The organism is Amycolatopsis sp. NPDC114503 (assembly GCF_055633655.1).
Map to the genome: position 1 here is coordinate 279,653 of NZ_JBVKDT010000007.1, position 24,175 is coordinate 303,827.

22 protein-coding genes are annotated in these 24,175 nt (G+C 70.2%); 14 read left to right on the forward strand and 8 right to left on the reverse strand.

Annotation, left to right across the window (positions count from 1 at the left end):
• Window positions 1-9: 9 nt before the first annotated feature.
• Window positions 10-1,155: an SGNH/GDSL hydrolase family protein gene (locus tag ACZ7OI_RS29500; RefSeq protein WP_470267396.1), complete on the reverse strand. Its 1,146-nt coding sequence runs from the start codon at window positions 1,153-1,155 to the stop codon at window positions 10-12.
• 44 nt (window positions 1,156-1,199) lie between these two features.
• Entirely contained in the window at window positions 1,200-1,682 is a 483-nt protein-coding gene (locus ACZ7OI_RS29505) for a hypothetical protein (protein WP_470267397.1), read from the reverse strand.
• Between the two features lie 71 nt (window positions 1,683-1,753).
• Between ACZ7OI_RS29505 and ACZ7OI_RS29510 the strand changes: the two genes are divergently transcribed.
• The 4 genes from ACZ7OI_RS29510 to ACZ7OI_RS29525 all read left to right on the forward strand — a co-directional run bounded on the left by ACZ7OI_RS29510 (window position 1,754) and on the right by ACZ7OI_RS29525 (window position 10,270).
• Window positions 1,754-2,992: an aspartate aminotransferase type Ic gene (locus ACZ7OI_RS29510; protein ID WP_470267398.1), complete on the forward strand. Its 1,239-nt coding sequence runs from the start codon at window positions 1,754-1,756 to the stop codon at window positions 2,990-2,992.
• Between the two features lie 276 nt (window positions 2,993-3,268).
• Complete coding sequence (locus ACZ7OI_RS29515) at window positions 3,269-4,363, forward strand: FAD-dependent monooxygenase (protein WP_470267399.1); 1,095 nt, start codon at window positions 3,269-3,271, stop codon at window positions 4,361-4,363.
• 27 nt (window positions 4,364-4,390) lie between these two features.
• A complete protein-coding gene (locus ACZ7OI_RS29520) occupies window positions 4,391-4,864 on the forward strand; it encodes a YbjQ family protein (RefSeq protein ID WP_470267400.1) in 474 nt (157 codons plus the stop codon).
• Between the two features lie 105 nt (window positions 4,865-4,969).
• On the forward strand, window positions 4,970-10,270 hold the full coding sequence (locus ACZ7OI_RS29525; protein WP_470267401.1) for an RHS repeat-associated core domain-containing protein: 5,301 nt from the start codon (window positions 4,970-4,972) through the stop codon (window positions 10,268-10,270).
• A gap of 58 nt (window positions 10,271-10,328) precedes the next feature.
• Here ACZ7OI_RS29525 and ACZ7OI_RS29530 read toward each other — a convergent pair whose 3' ends face one another.
• Window positions 10,329-12,125: an AMP-dependent synthetase/ligase gene (locus ACZ7OI_RS29530; protein ID WP_470267402.1), complete on the reverse strand. Its 1,797-nt coding sequence runs from the start codon at window positions 12,123-12,125 to the stop codon at window positions 10,329-10,331.
• A 112-nt stretch (window positions 12,126-12,237) separates the two neighbouring features.
• Between ACZ7OI_RS29530 and ACZ7OI_RS29535 the strand changes: the two genes are divergently transcribed.
• From ACZ7OI_RS29535 to ACZ7OI_RS29565, 7 genes are all read left to right on the forward strand, one after another.
• Window positions 12,238-12,648 (forward strand): polyketide cyclase / dehydrase and lipid transport, encoded by a 411-nt coding sequence (locus ACZ7OI_RS29535; RefSeq protein WP_470267403.1) that lies wholly within the window; start codon window positions 12,238-12,240, stop codon window positions 12,646-12,648.
• 9 nt (window positions 12,649-12,657) lie between these two features.
• Complete coding sequence (locus ACZ7OI_RS29540) at window positions 12,658-13,452, forward strand: metallophosphoesterase family protein (RefSeq protein WP_470267404.1); 795 nt, start codon at window positions 12,658-12,660, stop codon at window positions 13,450-13,452.
• Between the two features lie 27 nt (window positions 13,453-13,479).
• Window positions 13,480-13,917 carry an SRPBCC family protein gene (locus tag ACZ7OI_RS29545; RefSeq protein ID WP_037809841.1) on the forward strand — a complete coding sequence of 146 codons (438 nt, stop codon included), beginning with the start codon at window positions 13,480-13,482 and terminating at the stop codon, window positions 13,915-13,917.
• Entirely contained in the window at window positions 13,918-15,075 is a 1,158-nt protein-coding gene (locus tag ACZ7OI_RS29550; protein WP_470267405.1) for an ArsA family ATPase, read from the forward strand.
• Window positions 15,076-15,158: 83 nt separating this feature from the next.
• Complete coding sequence (locus ACZ7OI_RS29555; protein WP_470267629.1) at window positions 15,159-15,554, forward strand: hypothetical protein; 396 nt, start codon at window positions 15,159-15,161, stop codon at window positions 15,552-15,554.
• Between the two features lie 15 nt (window positions 15,555-15,569).
• Window positions 15,570-16,496 (forward strand): ROK family protein, encoded by a 927-nt coding sequence (locus ACZ7OI_RS29560; protein ID WP_470267630.1) that lies wholly within the window; start codon window positions 15,570-15,572, stop codon window positions 16,494-16,496.
• Window positions 16,497-16,901: 405 nt separating this feature from the next.
• Entirely contained in the window at window positions 16,902-17,771 is an 870-nt protein-coding gene (locus ACZ7OI_RS29565) for an NUDIX domain-containing protein (RefSeq protein WP_470267406.1), read from the forward strand.
• A 432-nt stretch (window positions 17,772-18,203) separates the two neighbouring features.
• Here ACZ7OI_RS29565 and ACZ7OI_RS29570 read toward each other — a convergent pair whose 3' ends face one another.
• The gene (locus tag ACZ7OI_RS29570; RefSeq protein WP_470267407.1) at window positions 18,204-18,992 is read right to left on the reverse strand and encodes an SDR family NAD(P)-dependent oxidoreductase; all 789 of its coding nucleotides are present in this window, start codon (window positions 18,990-18,992) and stop codon (window positions 18,204-18,206) included.
• A 108-nt stretch (window positions 18,993-19,100) separates the two neighbouring features.
• Between ACZ7OI_RS29570 and ACZ7OI_RS29575 the strand changes: the two genes are divergently transcribed.
• A complete protein-coding gene (locus tag ACZ7OI_RS29575) occupies window positions 19,101-19,667 on the forward strand; it encodes a TetR/AcrR family transcriptional regulator (protein WP_470267408.1) in 567 nt (188 codons plus the stop codon).
• Here ACZ7OI_RS29575 and ACZ7OI_RS29580 read toward each other — a convergent pair.
• Genes ACZ7OI_RS29580 through ACZ7OI_RS29595 form a run of 4 tightly spaced genes read right to left on the reverse strand, consistent with a single transcriptional unit; the run spans window position 19,664 to window position 22,594 of the window.
• On the reverse strand, window positions 19,664-20,119 hold the full coding sequence (locus ACZ7OI_RS29580; protein ID WP_470267409.1) for a YdeI/OmpD-associated family protein: 456 nt from the start codon (window positions 20,117-20,119) through the stop codon (window positions 19,664-19,666). The genes ACZ7OI_RS29575 and ACZ7OI_RS29580 overlap by 4 nt on opposite strands.
• Window positions 20,120-20,137: 18 nt before the next feature.
• Window positions 20,138-21,277 (reverse strand): glutamate--cysteine ligase, encoded by a 1,140-nt coding sequence (locus ACZ7OI_RS29585; RefSeq protein ID WP_470267410.1) that lies wholly within the window; start codon window positions 21,275-21,277, stop codon window positions 20,138-20,140.
• A 10-nt stretch (window positions 21,278-21,287) separates the two neighbouring features.
• Window positions 21,288-21,830: a hypothetical protein gene (locus tag ACZ7OI_RS29590; protein WP_470267411.1), complete on the reverse strand. Its 543-nt coding sequence runs from the start codon at window positions 21,828-21,830 to the stop codon at window positions 21,288-21,290.
• Complete coding sequence (locus ACZ7OI_RS29595; protein WP_470267412.1) at window positions 21,827-22,594, reverse strand: alpha/beta hydrolase; 768 nt, start codon at window positions 22,592-22,594, stop codon at window positions 21,827-21,829. The genes ACZ7OI_RS29590 and ACZ7OI_RS29595 overlap by 4 nt, the downstream gene beginning before the upstream one ends.
• A gap of 218 nt (window positions 22,595-22,812) precedes the next feature.
• Here ACZ7OI_RS29595 and ACZ7OI_RS29600 point away from each other — a divergent pair, with 218 nt between their 5' ends.
• A complete protein-coding gene (locus tag ACZ7OI_RS29600; protein WP_470267413.1) occupies window positions 22,813-23,574 on the forward strand; it encodes a lysophospholipid acyltransferase family protein in 762 nt (253 codons plus the stop codon).
• A 20-nt stretch (window positions 23,575-23,594) separates the two neighbouring features.
• On the forward strand, window positions 23,595-24,083 hold the full coding sequence (locus ACZ7OI_RS29605) for a polyadenylate-specific 3'-exoribonuclease AS (RefSeq protein ID WP_470267414.1): 489 nt from the start codon (window positions 23,595-23,597) through the stop codon (window positions 24,081-24,083).
• Window positions 24,084-24,175 lie beyond the last annotated feature (92 nt).

The window sequence follows — 24,175 nt, forward strand, 5'->3', positions numbered from 1 at the left end:
CAGCGCGCCTCAGCCCGCGAAGGGACCGCCCGGTCCGAACACCTGCTTGGCGAACCGTTCCCCCGCGAACCGATGCGTAGCCGCGTCCGGATGCAGCGCGTCCAGCAGCGGATGCGCGGCGAAATCCTCTTCCCCGTAAAGCGAAAGCCCGTCCACGTAAGACAACCGCGGATCCTCCCGGGCCGTCACGATCCGCGCCAGTTCCTCCCGGATGACCTTCAACGTCAGCTTCCCCTCGGCCACCGACGCCGGATCCCCGATCGCCTTGAACCGGAGCGTCCCGTCGCTGAAATCCGGCGCGCCCGGACCTGGCGTGTCCTCGTGGATCGGGCACAGCCAAGGCGAGATCACGACCAGCGGGACCTCCGGATGCCCCTCCCTGATCGTGTCCAAGAACCCGTGCACGGCCGGGCCGAAAGCGCGCCGCCGCATCAGGTCGGCGTTCGCCACGTTGATTCCCAGCTTCACGCTGATCAGATCGGCGGGGGTGTCCCGCATCGCCCGTGCGGTGAACGGATCCAGCAGCGCGCTCCCGCTGAAGCCCAGGTTGACCAGGTCCGCCCCGGCCGTCGCGGCGGCCAGCGCGGCCCACGTCTGGGACGGCCCGGCCGCACCGGTGCCCTGGCTGATCGAGCTGCCGTGGTGGAGCCAGACGCGCCGCGCGGGCGGCAGCGGAGAAACCGGGGCAGTGGTGCGGAGCTCGGCCAAGCGGGTGGTTTCGTTGTACGGCAACCAGATCTCGACATCCTTGACGCCCGAAGGCAGGTCGGAGAACCGGACCGTGCCGGGCGGGCCGGGACGGGTTTCGCCGGATCCGGTCATCATGTCGAGGATCAGTTCGTCGCCGCCCGACACCGTGGCGGAGCCCGCCGGGCGACCGTTCAGCACCAGGTCGTACGCGCCGTCCGGCAGGGACGGCAGGCCCACGTAGCCGACCTTCGTGCGGTGGGTGTCCAGTTCGATGGCCGTCGATTCAGTGCGGAACGCCAGCCGCACGCCGGACGGCTGGCTCTCGGCCAGCGCGAGCCTGCTGTCGGTGTTCTGCGCCCGCGCCCGTGCGGCGAGCCGGTGCGGCAGCAAGCCCTGCGGCGTGCGTTCCAGCTCAAGTGCACCGCGCACGAACTCTTCGCCGATCTCGGTGGTGATCCACTGCATGCCGCCGAGTCTGCCGTCACCGGCCGCGCGCCGCCAACGGGATATCAGCCGTCCCAGACCCCGGCGCCCTGGCGCAGCACCGCGACCGGGGCGGCCTCGGCGGACGGCCACAGGTCCAGCACGTACCGGAAATGCTCGCCGAACTCGTGGTCGTGCCATTCGGCGTCCGGCGGTCCGCTTTCCACATAGGACACTCGGACTCGGTACCGGCCGGGCGGTACCGCGATCCGGTGCTCCTGCCGGGCGTAATCGGCGGGACCGGACAGCGTCGCCTCGCCGCCGGGGACGTCGAGGTCGGCTTCCACGACGTGGGACGCGTCCGGCCGCACCGGCGGTATCGCCGTGCCGACCGCCACGTCGACCTCGACCCAATCGGAGCGCGCGGTCGCCACGGAGAGCGACGACGGCTCTACCGCCACGCGGTGCGCGGACACCGCCTCGTCGGTCCATCCGCCGTCGCCGGGACGCCAGGCGTCCTTGTCCCGCAAGGAGAACTGCCGTTGCTCGGCATGCACCAGGTACCGCACGGGCCCCACGCTAGCCCACGCGAGCCGGGGGTCACCCGAACTGGCTTGCGCGAGCGGTTTAGCGTGGTGGTATGACCACAGCTCCTGTCGACGTCGACACTGCCCGTCGCGACTACGCTGCGCTGGTCGAGCGCGGCCTGTCCCTGGACATCACCCGCGGCAAGCCGTCGCCCCGGCAGCTCGACCTCTCCGCAGATCTCCTGACGCTGCCGAACGGCCAGTACAAGGCCGAGGACGGCACCGACACCCGCAACTACGGCGGGCTCAAGGGGCTGCCGGAGCTGCGCCGCATTTTCGCCGACGCGCTGCAGGTGCCCGTCGAGCAGCTGTTCGCCGCGGGCAACTCCAGCCTGGAGCTGATGCACGACACCATCGCCCAGGCGATGCTCAGCACCCTGCCGGGCGCCGCGCGCCGCTGGGCCGACGAGCCCCGGATCGCGATGCTGTGCCCGGTGCCCGGCTACGACCGGCACTTCGCGCTCGCCGAGCGGTTCGGCATCGAGCTGATCCCGGTGCCGATGACCGAGACCGGTCCGGACATGGACGTCGTCGAGCGGCTCGTCGCCGAGGACGCCGCGGTCAAGGGCATCTGGTGCGTGCCGAAGTACTCCAACCCGACCGGCGTCACCTTCAGCGCCGAGGTCGCCGGACGGCTCGCCGCGATGCCGGCCGCCGCGCCGGACTTCCGGATCATCTGGGACAACGCCTACGCGGTGCACCACCTCACCGACGACGAGCCGGAGCTGGCCGACATCCTCGCGCTGTGCGCCGAGGCCGGGAACCCGGACCGCGCGTTCGTGTTCGGCTCCACCTCGAAGATCACCTTCGCCGGGGCAGGCGTCGGGTTCTTCGGCGCGTCCGAGGCCAACCTCGCCTGGTGGCAGAGCGTGCTCAGCAAGCGCACCATCGGCCCGGACAAGGTCAACCAGCTGCGCCACGCGATGTTCCTCAAGGACGCCGACGGAGTCCGCGCGCTCATGCGCAAGCACGCCGAGGTGATCGCGCCCAAGTTCGCCGCCGTCGAGCGCATCCTCTCCGAGGAACTGAGCGACCTGGCGACCTGGACCAAGCCGACCGGCGGCTACTTCGTCTCGCTGACCGTGCCCGAGGGCACCGCGAAGGAGGTCGTGCGGCTGGCCAAGGAGGCGGGCGTCGCGCTGACCCCGGCCGGGGCCACCCACCCGCACGGCGACGACCCGGCCGACGCGGTCATCCGCATCGCGCCGACCTTCCCCGAGCTGGCCGAGGTGGAGGAGGCCGTCCGCGCCCTCGCCGTCTGCGTCCGGCTCGCGGTCGCGCAGCGCGCCTGATCTCTGGTTCCAGGACTTCGGCCCCGCTGACTGTCCATAAAGGACGTCGGCGGTGGCGAAATGCCCGATTGATGGTCGTGTGACCGTTTCTTAAGGTCTGTGAGGGGAACCCTGAGGGAATCTGATTCCCTCAGGGTTCCCCTCACAGACCGCAAACCCGGCGTCCCGGCTCGGGGCATCGTCGGTCTGGGCAGGCACTTAAGTTCCTGGCAGCAGGTTCCGTGCCGCCGCCACCCGCTACGGTGGCGGCGGCACGGTCGTATCCAGGGGGGCGCGATGCGGGTTTTGATCGCAGGCGGCGGAGTCGCGGGCACGGTCACGGCGATGGCGCTGCAACTGGCCGGGCACGAGCCGGTCGTGTTCGAGGCGCACCCCAGCGGGGGAGCGGACGCGGGCGCGTTCCTCGTGGTGATGCACAACGGCATGAACGCGTTGCGCGCGATCGACGCCGACACCCCGGTGATCGACGCGTCCTTCGCCTCGACCGGCATGGAAGTCTTCGGCCCGGACGGAACCACGCTCGGCGCGCACGACTTCGACCGCGAACTCGACGGCCCGCGCACCCTCACCCGCGCCGCGCTTTACCGTGCGCTGCAACAGGAAGCGGAACGCCGGGGCATCCAGATAGTCCACGGCAAACGTCTGGTCTCCGCCGCCGAGGGCGTCACCGCGACTTTCCAGGACGGCACCACCGAGTCCGGCGATGTGCTCGTCGGCGCGGACGGCCTGCATTCCGTCGTCCGCACGCTCATCGACCCGCGGGCCGAGCCGCCGCGCTTCACCGGCTTGACCGTGGTCTACGGCTACACCCGCGCCGAAGGACTTCCCGCCGCGCCCGGCATCTACCGGATGTTCCGCGGCAGCCGCGCCGCCTTCGGCTGCACCACCGACCCGGACGGCGCGACGTTCTGGTTCGCCCGCGTCCCCGACACGGAACGCACGCGCGCCGAAATCGCCGCGGTCACCCCGGAAGGCTGGCGTGAGTTCGCCCACGCCGCCTTCGCGGACGACCCGCTGCCGTGTGCCGAGATCGTGGCCGCGACCGGCGACGACGTGCACGGCGGCCACTCCTACGACCTGCCCACCACCCGCGTGTGGTCCACGTCGTCGATGGTCCTGGCCGGGGACGCCGCACACGCGGCGTCGCCAGCGGCGGGACAAGGTGCGTCGATGGCGCTGGAAGACGCGGTAGTGCTCGGCCAATGCCTGCGCGACCTGCCGGACGCGCCCGCCGCGTTCGCCGCCTACGAACGGCTGCGCCGTGCCCGGGTCGAGAAACTCGTGGCGGCCAGCGCGGGCAAGGACGTCGGCGGCGAGCGAGGCTGGGCATACCGGCATCATCTGGACTGGAGTGCGCGAATCACAGCGTGAGCGCGTCGCCGACGATACGATCCGCGCATGACTCAAGCCGCGCCACCGCAACAGCAGCAGCCGCAGTTTCCGATCCTGCTGTCCACGATGAACGATCTGCCCGGGTACCGCGTGGTCCGCGTGTTCGGCGAGGTCTTCGGGCTCACTGTCCGCAGCCGCAACATGTTCTCCAACATCGGGTCGGGGTTCAAGGCGATGGGAGGCGGCGAGCTCAAGGGCCTCACGAAGCTGCTGTCCGACTCGCGCCACGAAGCCCTCTTCCGGCTGTGCCAGGAAGCCATGCAGCACGGGGCGAACGCCGTGCTCGCGCTGCGCTTCGACTGCAACGAGATCGCCGGCACCGCCAGCGAAATCGCCGCGTACGGCACCGCGGTGTACGTGGTCCCGGACGGTGCCCAGCAGCAGCCGCAGCAGCAGGCTCCGCAGCAGCAGGCCGCCCCGCAGCAGCAGTACGCGCAGGCACCGCAGCAGCAGTACCAGGCTCAGCCCCCGCAGGCCTGAGCCCCACGACAGGCTTGCCCGTGCGTCCAGCTGTTTCGTGGATGCACGGGCAACTAGCGTGCGAGGCCGGAAAACGCCCTCGCCGTCCCGGATAGCGTTCTCCGTGTGAGCAACCCGTTGATCGCGGAGACGAAGGACTCGACCAAGGCGTATTCGGGCATCACGCTGCTCGAATCGGGCGAGATGGTGAAGTCCGGCATCGAATCCGGCGACTGGGCGTCGATCGCGATGGGGGCGGTCGGGGTCGCGCTGGACGTGCTGTCGACCGCGATGGACCCGTTCGGGTCGATCCTGGCGGCGGGCGTCGGCTGGCTGATCGAGCACGTCGGGCCGCTGAAGCAGGCGCTGGAGGCGCTGACCGGCAAGGCCGACGAGATCAAAGCGCAGGCCGAGACGTGGCAGAACGTCGCCAAAGAGCTCGAGAGCATCGGCAAGGATCTGACCGCCTGCGTCGAGAAGGACCTGCAGAGCTGGACCGGCGAAGCGGCCGACTCCTACCGCGAGCGGACGAAGGACGTCGCGAACCTGCTCGGCGCGGCGCAGAAGGGCACCGAGGGCGCGGCGTCCGGGGTGAAGACCGCGGGCGAGGTCGTCGCGGCTGTCCGGATGCTGGTGCGCGACATCATCGCGCAGCTCGTCGGGCACCTGATCAGCTGGGCGCTGCAGGTGCTGTTCACCGCCGGGATCGGGATGGCGTGGGTGCTGCCGCAGGTGGTCGGCGCCGTCGCCAAGACCGCCGCGCAGCTGGCCAAGATCACCAAGCAGCTGGTCTCCGCGCTCAAGGCGCTGATGCCGTTGCTGAAGAAGGCGGGCGTCCTGTTCGAGGACGCCGCGAAAGCGTTGAAGGGCATCAAGGGCGGCAAGGCCAAGCCGTCGGGCGCGCCGAAGAACCTCGAGACGAAGCCGAAGTCAGAGCCTAAACCGGAGCCCAAGCCGGAGAACGAAAAGGGCGGGGATTCGACCACCGCCTCGGGCGATCACTCCGGGCCGCCGAAGGACGAGACCCAGCCGCGAGGCGACCATTCCCCGCCGCCCAAGGACGAGACCAAACCGCAGGGCGACCACGTTCCGCCGCCCCGGGAGGACGGGCCTCCGCAGGGCGGGGAGCGATCCGGCGACCCCAGGCCCGGCGACGGCGACGTCCCGTCGGCCAAGGAAACCCGCAACGGCACCGACGAGTGCCGGTTCGAGGGCGACCCGGTCGACGTCGTGCGCGGCACCGTGGTGGTCGAGCAGACCGACCTCGAACTGCCGAGCCCGCTGGTGCTCGAACGGCTGCATGTCTCGTCGTACCGGTCCGGCCGCTGGTTCGGCCCGAACTGGACGTCGACGGTGGACCAGCGCCTCGAAGCCGATTCCGAAACCGTCCGGTTCTACGCCGCGGACGGCCGGATCCTGGTGTACCCGCGCGTCGGCGCCGGCGAGCCGGTGCTGCCGCTGGAAGGCCCGCGCCGTCCGCTCACCGCGACCGGCGACGGATATCTGCTCGTGGATCCGGTCAACGGCACGGAATTGCGCTTCGGCCCTGGCCGCGGCGGCGTCTTCCCGCTGCTGAGCGCGACTGACGCGGCAGGCGACCGGATGGACGTCGAGTACGACGACCGAGGCGCTCCCCGGCTGATCCGGCACTCGGCGGGCTACCGCGTGGCACTCGACGCCGAGGCGGGCCGCGTCACCGCGATCCGGGTGCTCGGCGAGGGACAGGAACCCGTGCTGGTCCGCAGCTTCGGCTACGACGACCGGGGCAGGCTGGCGCGGGTCTTCAATTCCTCGGGCCTGGCCACGCAGTACGACTACGACGCCGACGGCCGGATCACCGGCTGGCAGGACCGCAACGGGATCTGGTTCCGCTACATCTACGACGCCGACGGCCGCTGCGTCCGCACGGTCGGCGACCGGGGCGTCTACGACAGCGAGTTCGCTTACGACCCCGAGCAGCGGATCACCCGCTACACCAACGCTCTCGGTCACGTCACGGAATTCCACTTCACCGAAACCTCGCAGCTGACCCGGGAAATCAGCCCGCTCGGCGCGATCACAGTGTCCACATGGGACCGTTACGACCGGCTGCTGTCGCGCACCGACCCGCTCGGCCGCACCACCGGCTTCGAGTACACCGACGAGGGTCTGCTGACCGCGATCGTCCGCCCGGACGGCAGCCGCGCGCAGGTCAGCTCCGCGGCCGACGGCACGCTGACCGTCACTGTCGAGACCGCAGAACGCGTTTGGCGGCGCGTCTACCCGCCGGGCACCGCGCCGGATCTGTTCACCGCGCAGGCCGGGATCGCGCCGACCGGGTTCGCTCAGGACCGCCAGCTGACCGGGGGAGAGCCGCCTCGCGCCGAGCCGGACCCGGTGGAGCGCGACCAGTTCGGCCGCCCGCGCGTGGTGGCCGACGGCACCCGCTTCGGCTGGACGGTCGACGGGAGCCAGGCCAGCCGGACCGGACCGTCCGGGCGACACGAGGAATGGCGTTACGACGCCGAGGGAAACCTCGTGGAACGCACGGACGCCCGTTTCGAATACGGCCCCTTCGACCTGCCGGTCGCGAAGATCGACGCCACCGGGGCCCGCACCTCGTACGAGTACGACACCGAACTGCGGCTAGTCCGGATCACCGATCCGGCAGGCCTGACCTGGAACTACACCTACGACGCCGAAGGCAGGCTGATCGCGGAAAGCGACTTCGACGGTCGCGAGCGGCAGTTCGCCTACGACGCGGCAGGCCAGCTCGTGCAGTCGGTCGACGGGCTGGGCGCGGTCACCGAATACCGCTACGACGCGCTCGGCAACGTGATCGAGCGTCGCACGGACAGCGGCGCCATCCGCTACGAGTACGACCCCGTCGGCTTCCTCGCGCGGGCCACCGAGGGTTCGTGCGTGCTGGAGATCGAGCGCGACGAGGACGGTCGGGTAGTCCGGGAATCGGTCGACGGACGCGCGGTTTCGTACGCCCACGAGCCGTCCGGAATGCGCCGCACCACTCCGTCCGGTTCGGTCAGCGAGTGGAGTTTCGACGACGCCGGGAAGGCAGTCGCGCTGTCGACCGCCGGGCACGAAGTGCTTTTCCGGCACGACGAAGCGGGCCACGAGGTCGAACGCGTGCTGGGCGGAAACACCGTGCTGGCACAGGCTTTCGACGCCGAACACCAGCTGGTCGCGCAGACTTTGGCCGCCGGCAGCCAGATCCGGCAGCGGCGCGAGTACCACTACCGCCCGGACGGCCATCTGGTCGGCGTGGACGACACGCTGTCCGGCTCCACGCGATACCAGCTCGACGCAGTCGGCCGCGTCACCGCGGTGGCCCGGCGAGACGGCCAGGAGAGCTATCAGTACGACCCGTCCGGCAATATCCGGCACGCGCAGCTGCCGTTCGCCGAAGCGGACTCCGGTTCGCGCGGCTACACCGGAAACCGGCTCACCGCAGCCGGTTCGGTGCGGTACGTCCACGATCGACAGGGACGTCTCGTCGCCCGCCACGAGAACTCGCGCACCTGGACCTACCGCTGGGACGCGCAGGATCGTTTGCTGGCAGTGGAAACCCCGGACGGCGCGGAATGGCGCTACCGGTACGACCCGCTGGGCCGCCGCATCGCCAAACAACGCTGGCTTCCCGGCGCGGAGGAACCGGCCGAGGAAACCCGGTTCTCGTGGAGCGGGCAGCTCCTGGTCGAACAGGAACACCGGCTGGCCGGGTCCGCCCCGCTCACGCTGACGTGGGACCACCTGCCCGGCACCGTGCGCCCGGTGACGCAGACTGAGTTGCTGGGCCGCAGCGCCCGGTTCTTCTCGTTCGTCACCGATCCGGTCGGCACTCCGGTGGGGCTGGTGGACGCCTACGGCACGGTCGCCTGGCGCGCGTCCGGTTCGCTGTGGGGCCGCACCCGCCCGGGCAGCACCCCGTTGCGGTTCCCCGGCCAGTACGCGGACGACGAGACTGGCTTGCACTACAACGTTTTCCGCTACTACGACCCCGGCACCGGACGCTACCTGAGCCAGGACCCGCTCGGCCTCGCCCCGGCCCCGAACCCGGCCTCCTACGTGCCCAACCCGCTCGCCGACGCCGACCCGCTGGGTCTGGGCAACTGCCTGGGCAGGCAGAAGTCCGGCCCGGACGACGAAGCGCGCCCGAACGAAACCCCGGGCGGCGGGAACAACGCCGGGCACGTGCAGGAGACCAACCCGTCCTCGGCACCGCCGCGCGAACCCACCCCGCCGCCGCGCGAGCCGACGCCGCCGCCGAGGGAACCGACTCCGGAGACGACCACGGCGTCGTCCGCGCCTCCGCCACCGCCGCCGCCTCCTCCGCCGCCGGGCAAAGCTCCCGGCGGACCCCCGGCGGCTCCTCCGCCTCCCGGCCCGCCGCCTCCTCCCGGCCCGCCCCCGCTGCGGCCCCCGGGCGGCAATCTCCGGCCGGCCGGCAGCCGTCCGCCGGGCGGCGGCGGTCCGTCGAAGCGGAAGGAACTGCCCGACACCAAGAACTGGGAAGACCTGTCCGCCAAGGAAAAGCTGGGCGGAAAGGTCGACCAGGTCAAGGAGAAGATGGGTTTCGACGACGCGCCGGGGATGAAGGATCTGAAGGACCTGAAGCAGAAGTTCGGCGTCGACGATCTCAAGGACGTCAAGGACCCGGCGCACCTGAAAGAGGTCGACGCGCTGAAGGACCGGCTGAAGAAGGACCACGGCATCGAGAACCCGAAGTACCTGGAAAACCTGGAACGGCTGGACAAACCCAAGATCGTCTCCGTGGACAAGAACAGCGACCTCAAGCTGACCGACCAGGCGAGCGCGCTGCGCGAGGACCAGCAGTTGAACCTGTCGCCCGCGGACCGGGAGAAGCCCTTCCACGACCTGATGGGCATTTCCCGGGAGGATCTGGAGAAGGAGGGACTCGCCGACGGCCGGGTCGGGCACATGATCGACATGCAGGGCAGCGGGTCCTACAACCACCAGAGCGAGATCCTCTTCCTCGACCCCAAGATCCACCACGGGGTCGACGCCAGGAATCCGGCCGACGTGCTCGGGCACGAGATGGGCCACCTGAAGCAGGACAAGCTCCACGGCAATCACGGCGGCAACACCCAGAACACGATTCTCGAATACGACAACGTGCTGAAGAACGAGAACCTGCTGAACAAGGATCCCCGGCACGACTACATGCACGACCGCGTGCCGGGCGACCACCTGCGCGAGAACAAGCGCACCTGGAAGGACGTCGAAGCCGACCTGGACCACCTGCCCCCGGAGCAGCGGGCCAATTCCAAGAAGGTGTTCGACGAACTCAAGGAAACGCTGGAGGACCCGCGGTACGCGGACAAAGCCGACCAGATCAAGAAGAACTTCGCCGACGAGTACTTCTCCTCGCGGCGCAAGGACGCCGAGCGGGCAGGGCAAGAAGCGGAGTGACGGACGAAAACGGGCCCGCACCGGAAATCGGTGCGGGCCCGTTTTCGCGGTACTAGGGCTACTTCCGGTACAGCGCCTCGATGTCGGAGGCGTAGTTCTTGTTCACCACGTTGCGCTTCAGCTTCAAGCTCGGCGTGATCTCGCCGCCCGCCTCGGTGAAGTCGTTGGCCAGCACGGTGAACTTCTTGATCGACTCCGCGTGCGACACCTGCTTGTTCGCCTCGTCGACCGCCGCCTGGATCTCCGCGCGCAGGTCCGCGTCCTCGGCGAGTTCGGACACCGTCGCCTCGGCGGGCTTGCCGTGCTGGGACTTCCAGGCCGGGAAGTACTCCTCGTCGACGGTCACCAGCGCGGCGATGAACGGGCGCTGGTCGCCGACCACCATCACCTGGCTCACCAGCGGCGCGGCCTTGATGGTGTCCTCGAGGCCGGACGGGGCGACGTTCTTGCCGCCCGCCGTCACGATGATCTCCTTCTTGCGGCCGGTGATCTTGAGGAAGCCCTCGGAGTCCAGCTCGCCGAGGTCGCCGGTGTGGAACCAGCCGTCGGTGAGGGCTTCCGCGCTCGCCTCCGGGTTGTTGTAGTACCGGCCGAACACGACGTCGCCCTTCAAAAGGACTTCGCCGTCCTCCGCGATGCGCACCGAGGTGCCCGCGACCGGACGCCCGACGGTGCCGACGCGGAACGCCGCGCTGGTGTTCACGTTCGCCGCGGCGGACGTTTCGGTGAGGCCGTAGCCCTCGAACACCGGCACGCCGATGCCGCGGAAGAAGTGCGCCAGCCGCGCGCCCAGCGGGGCCCCTCCGGACACCGCGGCGATGCAACGGCCGCCCAACGCGGCGCGGAGCTTGCCGTACACCAGCTTGTCGAACACCAGGTGCTTCGCGCGCAGGCCGAGCCCGGCACCACCCTTTTCCTGCGCCTCGCTGTACGCGACCGCGGTGGCCTCGGCGGCGTCGAAGATCTTGCCCTTGCCGTCGGCGTGCGCCTTCTGCTTGGCGGTGTTGTAGACCTTCTCGAACACGCGCGGCACGGCGACCACGAACGTCGGCCGGAAGGTGCCGAGGTCCGGGACCAGGTTCTTCACGTCCGGCGTGTGGCCGAGCGTGACCCGGGCGGTGAGCGCGGTGATCGCGATCGCGCGGGCGAGGATGTGCGCCAGCGGCAGGAAGCACAGCAGCGAGTTGCCCTGCTCCATCAGCTCCGGGAAGGCCTCGATGTCCGCCCGGATCTCGGCGAGCAGGTTCCGGTGGGTCAGCTCGACGCCCTTGGGCCGCCCGGTGGTGCCCGAGGTGTAGACGATGGTGGCCGTCTCGTTCGCGGTCACGCCGCGGCGGCGGGTGTGCAGGTCCTCGTCGGAGACCTCGGCGCCCAGCGCGGTCAGCTCGTCGACCGCGGGGGAGCCGCCCTCGATCTGCCAGGTGTGCTCGAGCGTGCTGAGCCGCCCGCTGATCTCGTCGATCGCTTTCCCGTGCTCGCCGGTCTCCACGACGACGGCCTTGGCGGCCGAGTCGGAAAGGATCCAGTACACCTGTTCGGGCGACGAGGTTTCGTAGATCGGGACCGTGACCGCGCCCGCGGCCCAGATCGCGAAGTCGATCAGCGTCCACTCGTAGCGGGTCTTCGACATCAGCGCGACGCGGTCGCCGTGCCCGACGCCCGCCGCGATCAAGCCCTTGGCCACGGCGGCGACCTGGTCGGCGAAGTCCTTCGCGGTGACGTCGAGCCAGGTGCCCTCGACCTGCCTCCGGAAGCTGACCACGTCGGAGAACCGCTCCGCGTTCGCCCAGACGACATCGGCCAGATTCTCGTCGTCGGTCACCGGCTTCCCGGCGGGGGCGCTGTATTCGCGCACTCGGACCTCCGTGTTCGACGCGTGCGGTTACCCGCCAGTCAACTTAGCGTGCCGTAGACCTTAAGACCATGCTGGCACGGGGCGCGCGGCGAGGTCGTGACATCGTGTCCGGGTGCACGAACCGCCAGCACTCGATCTCGTAGACGAGACCTTCCTCGTGGTGCCCCCGTCCACCGTCGCGGCGGCGTTCGCCGACCCGCGTTCGTGGCGGCGGTACTGGCCCGACCTGGAGTTGCAGGTCTACACCGACCGGGGGGACAAGGGCCTGCGCTGGACCGTCACGGGCGCCTTGATCGGTACCATGGAGGTCTGGCTGGAACCTGTTCTCGACGGCACCGTGCTGCACTACTTCCTCCGGGCCACGCCGGCCGGTCCCGGCGGCGTCCCGCGCGAGCTGAGCCCGCGCGAACTGCGCCGCGAGTTCGACCGGCGGGCGCGCGCGGCGAAGGACGTGGCGCTGGGGCTGAAGGAGATCCTCGAGGACGGGCGCGAGCCGGGGATTCCGCCCCGGACCGTCGAGTAGGAGGCTCTTGTGCGGGTTCACGTCGTTTCGGACGTGCACGGCAACGCCGACGCGCTGAAGCGGGCGGGGGACGGGGCGGACGCGCTGGTCGTGCTCGGCGACCTGCTCGATTTCGTCGACTACCACGACCACGACAAAGGCATCATGGGCGTGCTGTTCGGCGCGGAGAAAGTCGGCGAATTCGCCCGCCTGCGCCGCGAAGGCACCAGGGACGAGACGGTCGCCTACTCGCGCACGCTGTGGGCCACCCTGGACGACCCGGCCGCCGCGGTCGACGAAGCGGTCCGGGAGCAGTACTCCACGCTTTTCGCCTCGATGACCGCGCCGACCTACGCGATCCCCGGCAATGTCGACGCGCCGTCGGCCTGGCCGGAGTTCGCGGGGGAAGGCGTCCACCTGGTCGACGGCGAGGTCGTCACGATCGGCGGGCTGCGGTTCGGCTTCGCGGGCGGCGCGGTGCTGCCCGACGGCGTGCTCCCGCGTCCGCGCAAGGGTGCGGCGTGGCGGCCGTACCTGCGGGCGCGCGAGGAGTTCGACGCGGCGGTTTCCCTGCTGGACGAGGTCGACGTCCTGTGCACGCACATCCCGCCCGCGGTGCCCGAACTGACCTACGACGTGGTCGCGCGACGCGCCGAACTCGGTTCGAAGGCGCTGCTGGACTTGATCCTGCGGCAGCGTCCGCGCTGGTCGGTGTTCGGGCACGTGCACCAGCCGCTGGCCGTGCGGCGCCGGGTCGGGCACACCGAGTGCCGTAACGTAGGTCACTTCAAGGAGACCGGGCAGCCGTACGTGCTGCGCTGGTGACTGTGCTGTCCGGCTACGCTTCGTCCCATGGCCGAGCAGTCCACGCAGTCCATCGAGGTCGACGCCGAGCCCGCGCGGGTGATGTCGGTGATCTCCGATTTCCCCGCGTACCCGGAGTGGGCCAAGGCGGTCCGCGAGACCGAGGTGCTCGCGACCGACGACGCGGGCCGCGCGAAGCAGGTGAAGCTCACCCTCGACGCCGGGCCGATCAAGGACGTGTACACGCTCGAGTACGACTGGGACGATTCCGGTCTCGGCGTCAGCTGGCACCTGGTCAAGGGCCAGATGCAGAAGGCGCAGAACGGCCGGTACGCGCTCGAACCGCTCGGCGGCGGGCGCACCCGCGTCACCTACACGCTGTCGGTCGAGCTGGCGTTGCCGATGATCGGGCTGCTGCGGCGCAAGGCGGAGAAGATGGTCATGGACACCGCGCTCAAGGAGCTCAAGCGCAGGGCCGAGGGCTAGATGCGCATCCTGCTGTTCACCGGCAAGGGGGGTGTCGGGAAAACGACGCTCGCCGCGGCTACCGCTGCCGCGCTCGCCGGCCGCGGCAGGAAGACGCTCGTCGTGTCCACCGACCCGGCGCATTCGCTCGGCGACGCGTTCGGCACGCCGCTCGGCGCCGAACCCTCCGAAGTGGACATCCGCCGCGACGGCGCCCCAGCCGGTCTGTGGGCGGCGCAGGTGGACTCCCGGGCGCTGGCCGACCGCACCTGGCACGAGTTGCGCGGCGAGCTGCGGAAGGTGCTGGCCGGAGCCGGTCTGGACATCCTGGACGCGGAAGAGCTGACCGTGCTTCCCGGCGTGGACGAGCTGCTCGCACTGAGCGAAGTACGGCGGCTGGCTTCGCAGGGTCCGTGGGACACCGTGGTGGTCGACTGCGGTCCGACCGCTGAAACGCTGCGCTTGCTTTCGCTGCCGGAAGCCGTGTCGGGCTACCTGGGGCGGGTCTTCGGCAACCGGCGCGTCGCGGCGTCGGTCCGGCAGCTCGGCGCACACCTCGACGCGCTCCGCGAATTGCTCACCGACCCGCGCGTGACGACTGTGCGGCTGGTGCTCACGCCGGAACGAGTGGTGGTCGCCGAGGCCCGCCGGACGCTCACGTCGCTGGCGCTGCGCGGCATCGCGGTCGACGGCCTGATCGCCAACCGGCTGATGCCCGCGCCCGGATTCTGGCGCGGTTCGGCGGCCAAGTGGCTGCGCACCCGGCGGGATCAGCAGGACGCGGTTCTGGCGGAACTGGCCGAGGCCGGTTTCGGCCCCGACGAGCTGGCCCGCGTCGAGCACCGGGCGAGCGAACCGGTGGGCGCCGACGCGCTCGCCGAACTGGCCCGCGAGCTGTACGGCAGCCGGGATCCGTTGTCCGGCAACGGAAAACCGGTCACGCCGCTGTTGTCCGTCGCTGCCGACGGAGACGGCTTCCGGCTGCGGGTCGCGCTCCCGCTGGACCGGGATTCGGCGGTCGACCTCGCCCGCGTGGACGATGACCTGGCGATCACCGTCGACGGGTTCCGCCGGTTGGTCGCACTGCCCGAGACGCTGCGCCCGTGCCGGATCACCGGCGCGGAATCCGACGCCGACGGCCTGGTGGTCAGCCTGGCCGGGAACCGGGGATCCGGGTGAGCGAAGAACACAGCGACGACCACGCGGCGGGGTCTCCCGCCGACGGCCTGAAACTGGCCGAGGAGATCCGGCTGCTGGTCGAGATGGTGATCGAACGCGCCGCGCCGTGGCTGGAAGGCGTCATGGCCGCCGGGCACGGCGCTCCGGAGGAACCGGGCGCCGAGGGTGCGTCCGGTGTGGAGGACAGCACTTCGGGATGCGGTTGGTGCCCGCTGTGTGCGATCGTCGCCGTCGTGCGCGGCGAGCGGCCGGAGTTCGTGGCCAGGGTCCTCGAACAGGCTGCCCAGCTCGTCGCGCTGCTGCGGGCGGTGCTCGCGGACCGCTGGGAGCCGGACGAAGGCGTGCACATGCCCGGGTTCCGGCCCGCCGCGCGTCCGCCCGCCGCCACCGCGTCTGCGTCGTCTTCGGAGTCGTCGTCGCGGGTCCAGCACATCGTCGTCCGCAAGCGCGCGGACTGGCAGCCGGAGCGGGAGAACTGATTGCTGACCGTAGGGGTGGACGTCGGCGGCACCAGCGTGCGAGCCGGCGTCGTGGACGAGCGCGGCTCCCTGCTCGACACGGCGCGCGTCGGGACGCCGAGCGAGGAGAACGCGCTCGAAGACGCCATCGCCGGAGTCGTCGAGAGCCTGCGCAACCGCCACGAGGTCGCCGCGGTCGGCCTGGCCGTGGCCGGTTTCGTGACCCGCGACCGGCGCTCGGTGATGTTCGCGCCGCATCTCGCCTGGCGCAACGCGCCGGTGGCGGACCGGATCGCCAAGCGGGTCGGCCTATCAGTGACGCTGGAGCACGACGTCAACTCGGCGGTTGTCGCCGAACACCGCTTCGGCGCGGCCCGCGGGGCCGGAGTGGCCGCACTGGTGGCCCTCGGCACCGGAATCGGCGCGGGTTTGCTGCTGGACGGCGAGATCTATCGGGGCGCCCACGGAGTGGCGCCGGAACTCGGCCACCTCACGGTGGTGCGCGACGGGCGTGCTTGCCCGTGCGGGAAGTACGGCTGCTGGGAGCGGTATTGCAGCGGTACAGCTTTGGCCGCGACTGCGGTCGAGTTGCTCGCCCGGTATCCAGGCCGTTCCACTGTGCTGTCGCGAGAAATCGCCGGTGACCCCGGGTCGGTCACGGGTCGCCGGGTGGCCCGCGCAGCCCGCGACGGCGACCCGATCGCCTTGCGCGCCATGGCGGAGCTCGCGAAGTGGCTGGGCGAGGGACTCGCTCTGGTGGCGGACGTCTTCGACCCGGAGATCATCGTGATCGGCGGGGGAGTTTCGGAGTCCGCGCCGTTGTTCATGGACGAGGCCCGGGAGCATTACGCCGGGGCGATCACCGGGGCGCGGCACCGCCCGTTGGCGCGGATCCGGACCGCGCACCTGGGGGACGACACGGCGATCGTGGGGGCGGCTGCGTTGGCGATGGACACGTTGTAGGGCTTGCGGGTGTTGGTTCCGGTGGTGGCTGGGATTGCTGTGCGCGAGGTTGGTGATCCCGCCGCTTGCGCTGCGGCAGCCGGTGGGCGATTGGTGCGTTGCCGGGCTGGCAGATGCTGACTCCTGTCCTCGCACAGCAGATTTGCGGCCTCCGCTCGTGGCGGAGCGGCCATGGGCGCGGGGCGTCGGCGGTGGACGCGTCGCAGTGCCGGCGGGCGTTGATTCAGGTTCTTGCGGGTGCCGGCGGGCGCGGGGTCGTGCTTGTTGCTCTTGCCGGGCTGTGCTGATTCAGGCCCTCGCCGGGTTCGCCGCGCGCGAGGTTCGCAGCCCGCCGCCGTGGCCGGAGCGGTCTTCGGGTTCTGACCGGCATAGGCACTCGCGACGTTCTGTGGAAGGCTGGGACGGGTGACGCCGATGACCGCCAACCGCTTTGTGCGGTGTTCTTGCGGCAGGCAGCACTGGGGTGCGTTCGGCGCGGCCGGGTTGTTGTTGTGCGATCCCCGCCGGGGTGTGTTGTTGCAGCGGCGTGCGTGGTGGGTGCACAACGGCGGGACGTGGGCCTTGCCCGGCGGCGCGCTCGAAGTCGGCGAGACGGTGCACGAGGCCGCTGCTCGGGAGGCGTGGGAAGAAGCCGCCATCCCCGCGTCGGCGTTCCGCGCGATGTCGGCGTCGGTGCTGGACCACGGCGAATGGCAGTACACGACCGTGCTCGGGCTGGCCGACAGTGCGTTGCAGGCCCAGGTCGCGAACGAGGAAAGCGCCGAGATGCGCTGGGTCCCGCCGGACGAGGTGGCCGCGCTCGACCTTCACCGCGATTTCGCCACCGCCTGGCCGGTGCTGCGCGAGCAACTGGGCCGGGAACTGGTCCTGGTGGTCGACGCGGCGAACGTGATGGGCTCCCGTCCGGACGGCTGGTGGCGCGACCGCCGCGGCGCCGCGGAACGACTCCGCGACCAGCTGACCGGCCCGGCCGAGGGCGGCCTGCGCGACGACCTGGTCGGCATCGGCGCGGGCCCGGCCTGGTCCTGGTGGCCTCGGGTGGTGCTGGTGGTCGAGGGCAAGGCCAGGGGAGTGGAGCCGATCCCGGGCGTCGAGGTCGTCTCGGCGGAGACCGACGGCGATACGAAGATCGTCGAGGTGACTGCCGCCGCTCGGCAACGTCTGGACGATCACGTCGTGGTGGTGACGGCCGATCGCGAGCTGCGTGGCCGGGTCGGTGATCTCGGTGCGCGGGTGCTGGGGCCGGGGACGCTGTTGCGGGAGCTGGACGGTTAGACGCTCGTCACGGTCTTGGCGCGCCGTTGCGGTGTAGGTGGCAGGGAATCTCCTTACTGGGGTTGGCCAGTCGCGGTTTCGCTGTTGCTGGGTGAGGGTTTCGTGGTCGTCGATGATCGCGAGTTACGAGGTCGGATCGGTGATCTCGGCAGCCGGGACCCTATTGTGGGACTCGAGAGCTGAGCGAGTTGCGCGCGGGCTTGGTTGCTCCGCCGTCGCGTGGCAGCGTCCGGGACGATCACGCCGTGGTGGCGACGGGTTGATCGCGAGTTGCGCGGCGGGGTAGGTGGTCTCGGTGCGCGGGTGCGCGGGTGCGCGGGTGCGCGGGAAGAAACCTCGCTGCCGGGAGCTAGAGCAACCAAACCGCGCGGCCCTGCCACTCCACCGCCCCACCGAGCCCCCGTCGGAGCAACCAGCCTCGACGATCAGCCGTCACACGGTCTTCACCGCCCCGGCATCGACCAGGTGGTCCGTCCCGGTGGTGCTAGCGGCCAGCGGCGACGCGAGATACGTGATCAGCGTGGCCACCTCCGCCGGTTCGACAAACCGGCCCGTCAGCATCCCGGCACCCGCCGGAACCGCGGCCAGCAAGTCCCCATGCGACATCCCCATCGACGAAGCCAGCTCGGCACCGTAGCTCTCCGGCCCCTCCCACAGCGCAGTGCGAACCGGCCCGGGCGAGACAGTGTTGACCCGTACGCCCTGCGGACCGAACTCCTCCGACAGTGCCTTCCCGAACGCGGTCAGCGCTGCTTTCGCAGTGGTGTAAGCGATTGGGCCCGAATGCGGGATCCGCGCGCCGTTCGACGAGACCGTGACGATCGCGCCCCGGCGTTCGATCAGGTGCGGCAGCGCCGCACGAGAAGCCCGTACCGCGGCGAAGAAATTCAGCTCCACCATGTCTGTCCACTGTTGATCAGTGAGCGACAAGAAACCGCCGGCCTGACCTTCGCTGCTGTCGCCGCCGCCGACGTTGTTCACCAGGACGTCCAAGCCGCCTAGCTCGGCGACGGCCTGTTCGATCAACCGCCCGGGGCCGTCCGGGGTGGAGAGGTCCATCGTCACCGGCACTGCGCCGGTTTCCTTCAGCTCCGGCGTGATCGTCCGGGCCGCGGCCACCACTCGCATCCCTTCGCCGATCAGCGCGGAGACCGTGGCCAGTCCGATTCCCCGGCTCGCTCCGGTGACCACTGCGGTCTTGCCGGTCAACTGCATGTCCATCCGAAAAACCCCCAAAGTCGTGTCATGTCCGATGCATTTAAGCTAGCAGTTGCAACACTGATGTCGCAACTATGAACTGAGTGGCAACCATGGCGTAAACTGAGCGGCATGGAGAAACGGGCCCTGCGCGCGGACTCGGAACGGACGGCTCAGGCGATCCTCGAGGCCGCCGAACGGGTGCTCAGCGACAACCCGGCGGCGACGATGGAGCAGATCGCGGAGGCGGCGGGCGTCTCGCGGACGACCGTGCACCGCCGGTTCGCCAGTCGCGAAGCGTTGGTCGACGCCATGACCCTCTGGGCGACGCAGCAGTTCCACGACGCGCTCGCCAGCGTCCGGCCCGACGTCACGCCGCCGCTGGTCGCGCTTTACCAGGTGACCGCGAAGGTGCTGGGCGTCAAGCTCCGCTGGGGGTTCGCGATGAACGCGCACCCGCAGGAAGACGGCGTCATGACCCCGGACGTGGTCGCCCAGTGCGACGTCTTCTTCCAGCGGCTGGAGGAAACCGGCACGCTGCGGCCGGGCGTTGACCTGGTCTGGGCGCGCCGCGTCTACTGCGCGCTCATCCACGAAGCAGCGCAGGACCAGGACTCCGCCGACCCGGACGTGCTCGCGACCCGAGTCGTCGACACCGTGCTGGGCGGCTTCGGCAAACCAGGGGTGACGGTGGGCTAGGGGAGCCCGTCCCCGGCCAGCTCGGCGACGATCTTCGCGATCCGGCGCTCCCGGGTCTCCGCGCGCTTGGCGGAAGTGACAGCTTCGGCGCGTTCCCGTTGCGCGGTAAAGGAAAGCTTGTCGAACGCGGCCCGCGCACCCGTCCGGTCAGCCAGCGCGGCAGCGAGATCGCCGGGCAGCTCGACCGTCCGCTCGGCGAGATCGGCTTCGAGCGTGACCTCCACCGTCTCCCCGGCCGCGACCCCCGCCGCCTCCCGGTTCGCCGCGCTGAGCGGCAGCATGAACTCGCCGGAGTAGACCGCGACCGTGCTCCGGTAGGCGTGCGGGCCGATCCTCACCCGGACCTTCGGCCGCCGTCCCTGGCCGAGCGCCTCGACGACCTCGGCCGGGACCCGGAATCCGGTGGCGGTTTTGCCGTTGAGCTCGACGAGCGTGCTGAACGTATGCGACATCGCTGCCTCCCAGACCAGCTAAGCGTGCGGGACTCCGTCGCGCATCTCGGTGACCAGCGCGGCGACCACGGCCTTCAACGATCCGTTGTACTGCTTCGCGACCGCCCGCTGCCGCTGATAGCTCGCGCCGACCCGGAGAATGTTCTCGACATCCCGCAGTTCGCGGACGCAGTCCAGCCGCCGGGCGACCGGTTCCAGCCGGTCCAGCAGCTCGGCGAGGTCTTCGGTGACGAGGCGTTCGCGGCCGGCGGCGTCGAGGATGACGATCGCGTCGAGGCCGTACCGCGCGGCGCGCCACTTGTTCTCCTGGACGTGCCACGGCGGCAGCACCGGCAGCGTTTCGCCCTTGTCGAGGCGCGCGCTGAAGTCGTCCACCAGACACTGCGTGAGCGCCGAAATCGCGCCGACCTCCTGCAGCGTCGGCAGCCCGTCGCACACGCGCATTTCGATGGTGCCGAAATGCGGAGCCGGGCGGATGTCCCAGCGGATCTCGGAAAAGTGGTCGATCACGCCGGTGGTGAACATGTCCTCGACGTAACCCTCCAGCTCCGCCCACTCGCGGAACTGGAACGGCAGCCCGGCGGTCGGCAGCTGCTGGAACATCAGCGCCCGGTTCGAGGCGTACCCGGTGTCCTCGCCGGACCAGTACGGCGACGACGCGGACAGCGCCTGCAGGTGCGGCGCGTAGCGCAAGAGCCCGTCGAGGACCGGCAGCACCTTGTCCCGGTGATCGAGCCCGACGTGGACGTGCACGCCGTAGATCAGCATCTGCCTGCCCCACCACTGGGTGCGGTCGATGAGCTTGGCGTAGCGCTCCTTGTCGGTCACCTTCTGCCGGTACCACGAGGAAAACGGGTGCGATCCGGCGGAGAACAGCTCGACGCCCAGCGGGTCGGCGACCCGGTGCACCTCGTCCAGCGCCTCGTCGAGGTCGTGTTTCACCTCGCCGACCGTGCGGCAGACGCCGCTGACCACCTCGATCGTGTTGAGCAGCAGCTCCTGTTTGATCCGGGGATGCTCGGCCTTGCCCTCCGGGCAGACCGCGGCGAGCAGTTCCTCCGCGACCGACCGCAATTCGCCGCTGCGCCGGTCCACCAGCGCGAGTTCCCATTCCGCGCCGACGGTGGACCGCCGGGACGCCTGGAAGTCGATCCGCATGCCCGCCCGGTCAGACCTGGGCGCCGTTGCTGGGGTCCGCGCCGGGCGGCGGGCCCTGGCGCACGCGCAGCAGGAGCAGCGCGATGCCGGTGGCGAGCGAGAGGATGCCGAGCGGCGTGGCGAGCGCGGGCCCGACCCCGATCAGGTTCGGCACGATCAGCAGCAGGAGCCCGACGACGAAGAACAGCAGCACGATGAACGCGCCCTTGCGCCAGCGCGGCAGCGGCGGCGGCTCCGGCGGCACGTAGTGCTCGTCGTCCTCGGCCGGGTCGGCGGAGAACATCGTGGCGTCCCAGTCCGTGCCGCCGGTGCGCCAGCCCTCCGACGGCGGCGCGGGCGGAGCGGGCGGGTCCGCGGTGGGCTTCGGCTTGGCCTTGCCCGCTTCGGGTTCGGCTCCGGCGGACGCCTCGGGCTCGGCGGACGCGGGGCCCGCGGTGGAGAACGGGTCCTCGTCCAGGAACACGCCCACGCCCTCGGCCCGCAGGTCGGCGACGATCTCGGCGAACGTGGCGTCGACGTCCTCGGGTCCGTCCGCGCCTTTCCCCCGGTTCATCCGGCACCCACCTGTCCCGCCCGCAGCTGCCGGGCGAAGTCGACACTGCGGCTGAAGATCAGCTCCGCGTCGTGGTCCTGCGTCGCGACGTGGAAGCTGTTCTCCAGCACCACCTCGGTCACGTCCGTGCTCGAGATGCCGTCCAGAACGATCCGCGAGTTCTCGGGTTCCACGACGTGGTCGACCCGCGAGTGCAGCAGCAGCACCGGCTGCGTCACCTTCGCCAGGTCGGCGCGCACGATCTTCCACAGCTTCGCGAGGCTCGCCGCGGCCCGCACCGGCGTGCGCGGGTAGGCCAGTTCGACCTCGCCGGGCTTCGCGATGTCGTTGCCGATCGCGCGGATGGACGGGACGACCCGCGACAGCAGCGGCAGCACCTTGGCGTCCAGGCTCAGCCGCGTGACCGACGGGTTGACCAGCACGAGGCCGGAGATGTCCGAGCCGAATTCTTCGGCGAGGCGAAGGGTGAGCGTCCCGCCCATCGACATCCCGCCGACGAACACCTGGTCGCACTCCGCGCGCAGCGCCAGCAGCGCCTCGCGGACCGTGCCGTACCAGTCCTCCCAAGTCGTCCGGTTCGCGTCGCGCCAGTGCGTGCCGTGGCCGGGCAGCAGCGGGCAGCGCACCGCGAAGCCTTCCGCGGCCAGGTGATCGCCCCAAGCGCGCATGCCGTCGGGCGTCGCGGTGAATCCGTGGCAGAGCAGGAAGCCGGCCCCGGAGGAACCCGGGTGGGAGAACGGTTCCGCGCCGGCGAGCACGCCCATCACGAACGCCCTTCCGAATCGAAGCGGTGGAGTCCTCCCATGCTCTCACGACGGAGCCGGGTTGTGGGCCCCACTCCGCAAGCGAGGATCCTTCCGGTCCCGCTGTGAGATCGGTCGCTGCCGCCGGGTGACCGCCCGCTCTCGCGTTGTGCGGGCCGGTGCTTGTTCCGTACCCTGACCTGCCGGGGCCCGCGCGGGCAGGAAAGGACTGGAACCCGGTGCTGTACTTGCTGATGAAGTGGGTTTTCATCGGGCCGCTGCTGAAGACGCTGTGGCCCACCAAGGTCGTCGGCGCCGAAAACATCCCCGAGACGGGTGGCGCCATCCTCGCCGGGAACCACCTCGCGGTCGCGGACTCGTTCTTCATGCCGCTGCGGGTCAAGCGCAAGGTCACCTTCCCGGCGAAGTCGGAGTACTTCACCGAGCCCGGGTTCAAGGGCCTGCTCAAGAAATGGTTCTTCACCGGCGTCGGCCAGTTCCCCATCGACCGCTCCGGCGGCAACGCCGCGCAGGCCGCGCTCGACACCGCGATCCGGCTGGTCAAGGACGGGCACCTGCTCGGCATCTACCCCGAGGGCACCCGCTCCCCGGACGGGCGGCTGTACAAGGGCAAGACCGGCGTCGCCCGGATCGCGCTCGAATCGCGCGGCGTGGTGGTCCCGGTGGCGATGGTCGGCACGGACAAGGTCAATCCGATCGGCTCCAAGATGTGGTGGCCGCGGCGGCTCGAGATCCGCTTCGGCAAGCCGCTCGACTTCTCCCGCTACGAGGGCTTGGCAGGCGACCGGTTCATCGAACGGTCGATCACCGACGAGATCATGTACGCGCTGATGGAGCTGTCCGGCCAGGAGTACGTGGACATTTACGCGGCGAAGGCCAAGGAACTGCTAGCCGCGGAGGCGGCCGGGGTCAAGCCCGCGGTGCCCGCCCAGCCGAGTGGTCTTGACGCCGATCGGGTGCCGGAGAGCAAGGCCGGATAGCGCCCCACTAGAGTTCCCCGGTGCGTTTTTTCTACGACACCGAGTTTATCGAGGACGGCGTGACGATTGACCTGGTGTCGATCGGTGTCGTTGACGAGCGCGGACGCGAGTTCTATGCCGTGTCCACTGATTTCGACCCTGGGAGGGCCGGGGCTTGGGTGCGGGAGAACGTGCTGCCCAAGCTGCCTTCGCCCGCGGATCCGGCTTGGCGGAGTCGGGAGCGGATCCGGGCGGATCTGCTGGAGTTCTTCGGGAAGCCGCCTGGGGGGATCGAGCTGTGGGCTTGGTTCGCGGCGTATGACCATGTGGCGTTGGCGCAGTTGTGGGGGCCGATGCCTGCGTTGCCTCGGCAGTTGCCTCGGTTTACCCGGGATCTCCGTCAGAGGTGGGAAGACGCGGGGAAGCCGAAGTTGCCGGCTGCGCCGGGGGATCAGCATGACGCGTTGGCTGATGCTCGGCATAACTTGCAGCGGTGGGAGGTTATTGAGGAGGCGTTTCGGCGGAGGTGAGGGGGGCGGCGGCTCGTCGCCTGGGGGCGACATTGCGCCTCGTTTAGTGGGGGCACCCCGAAGCTGATTGTGATGACGGGCGGCGGGTGCTT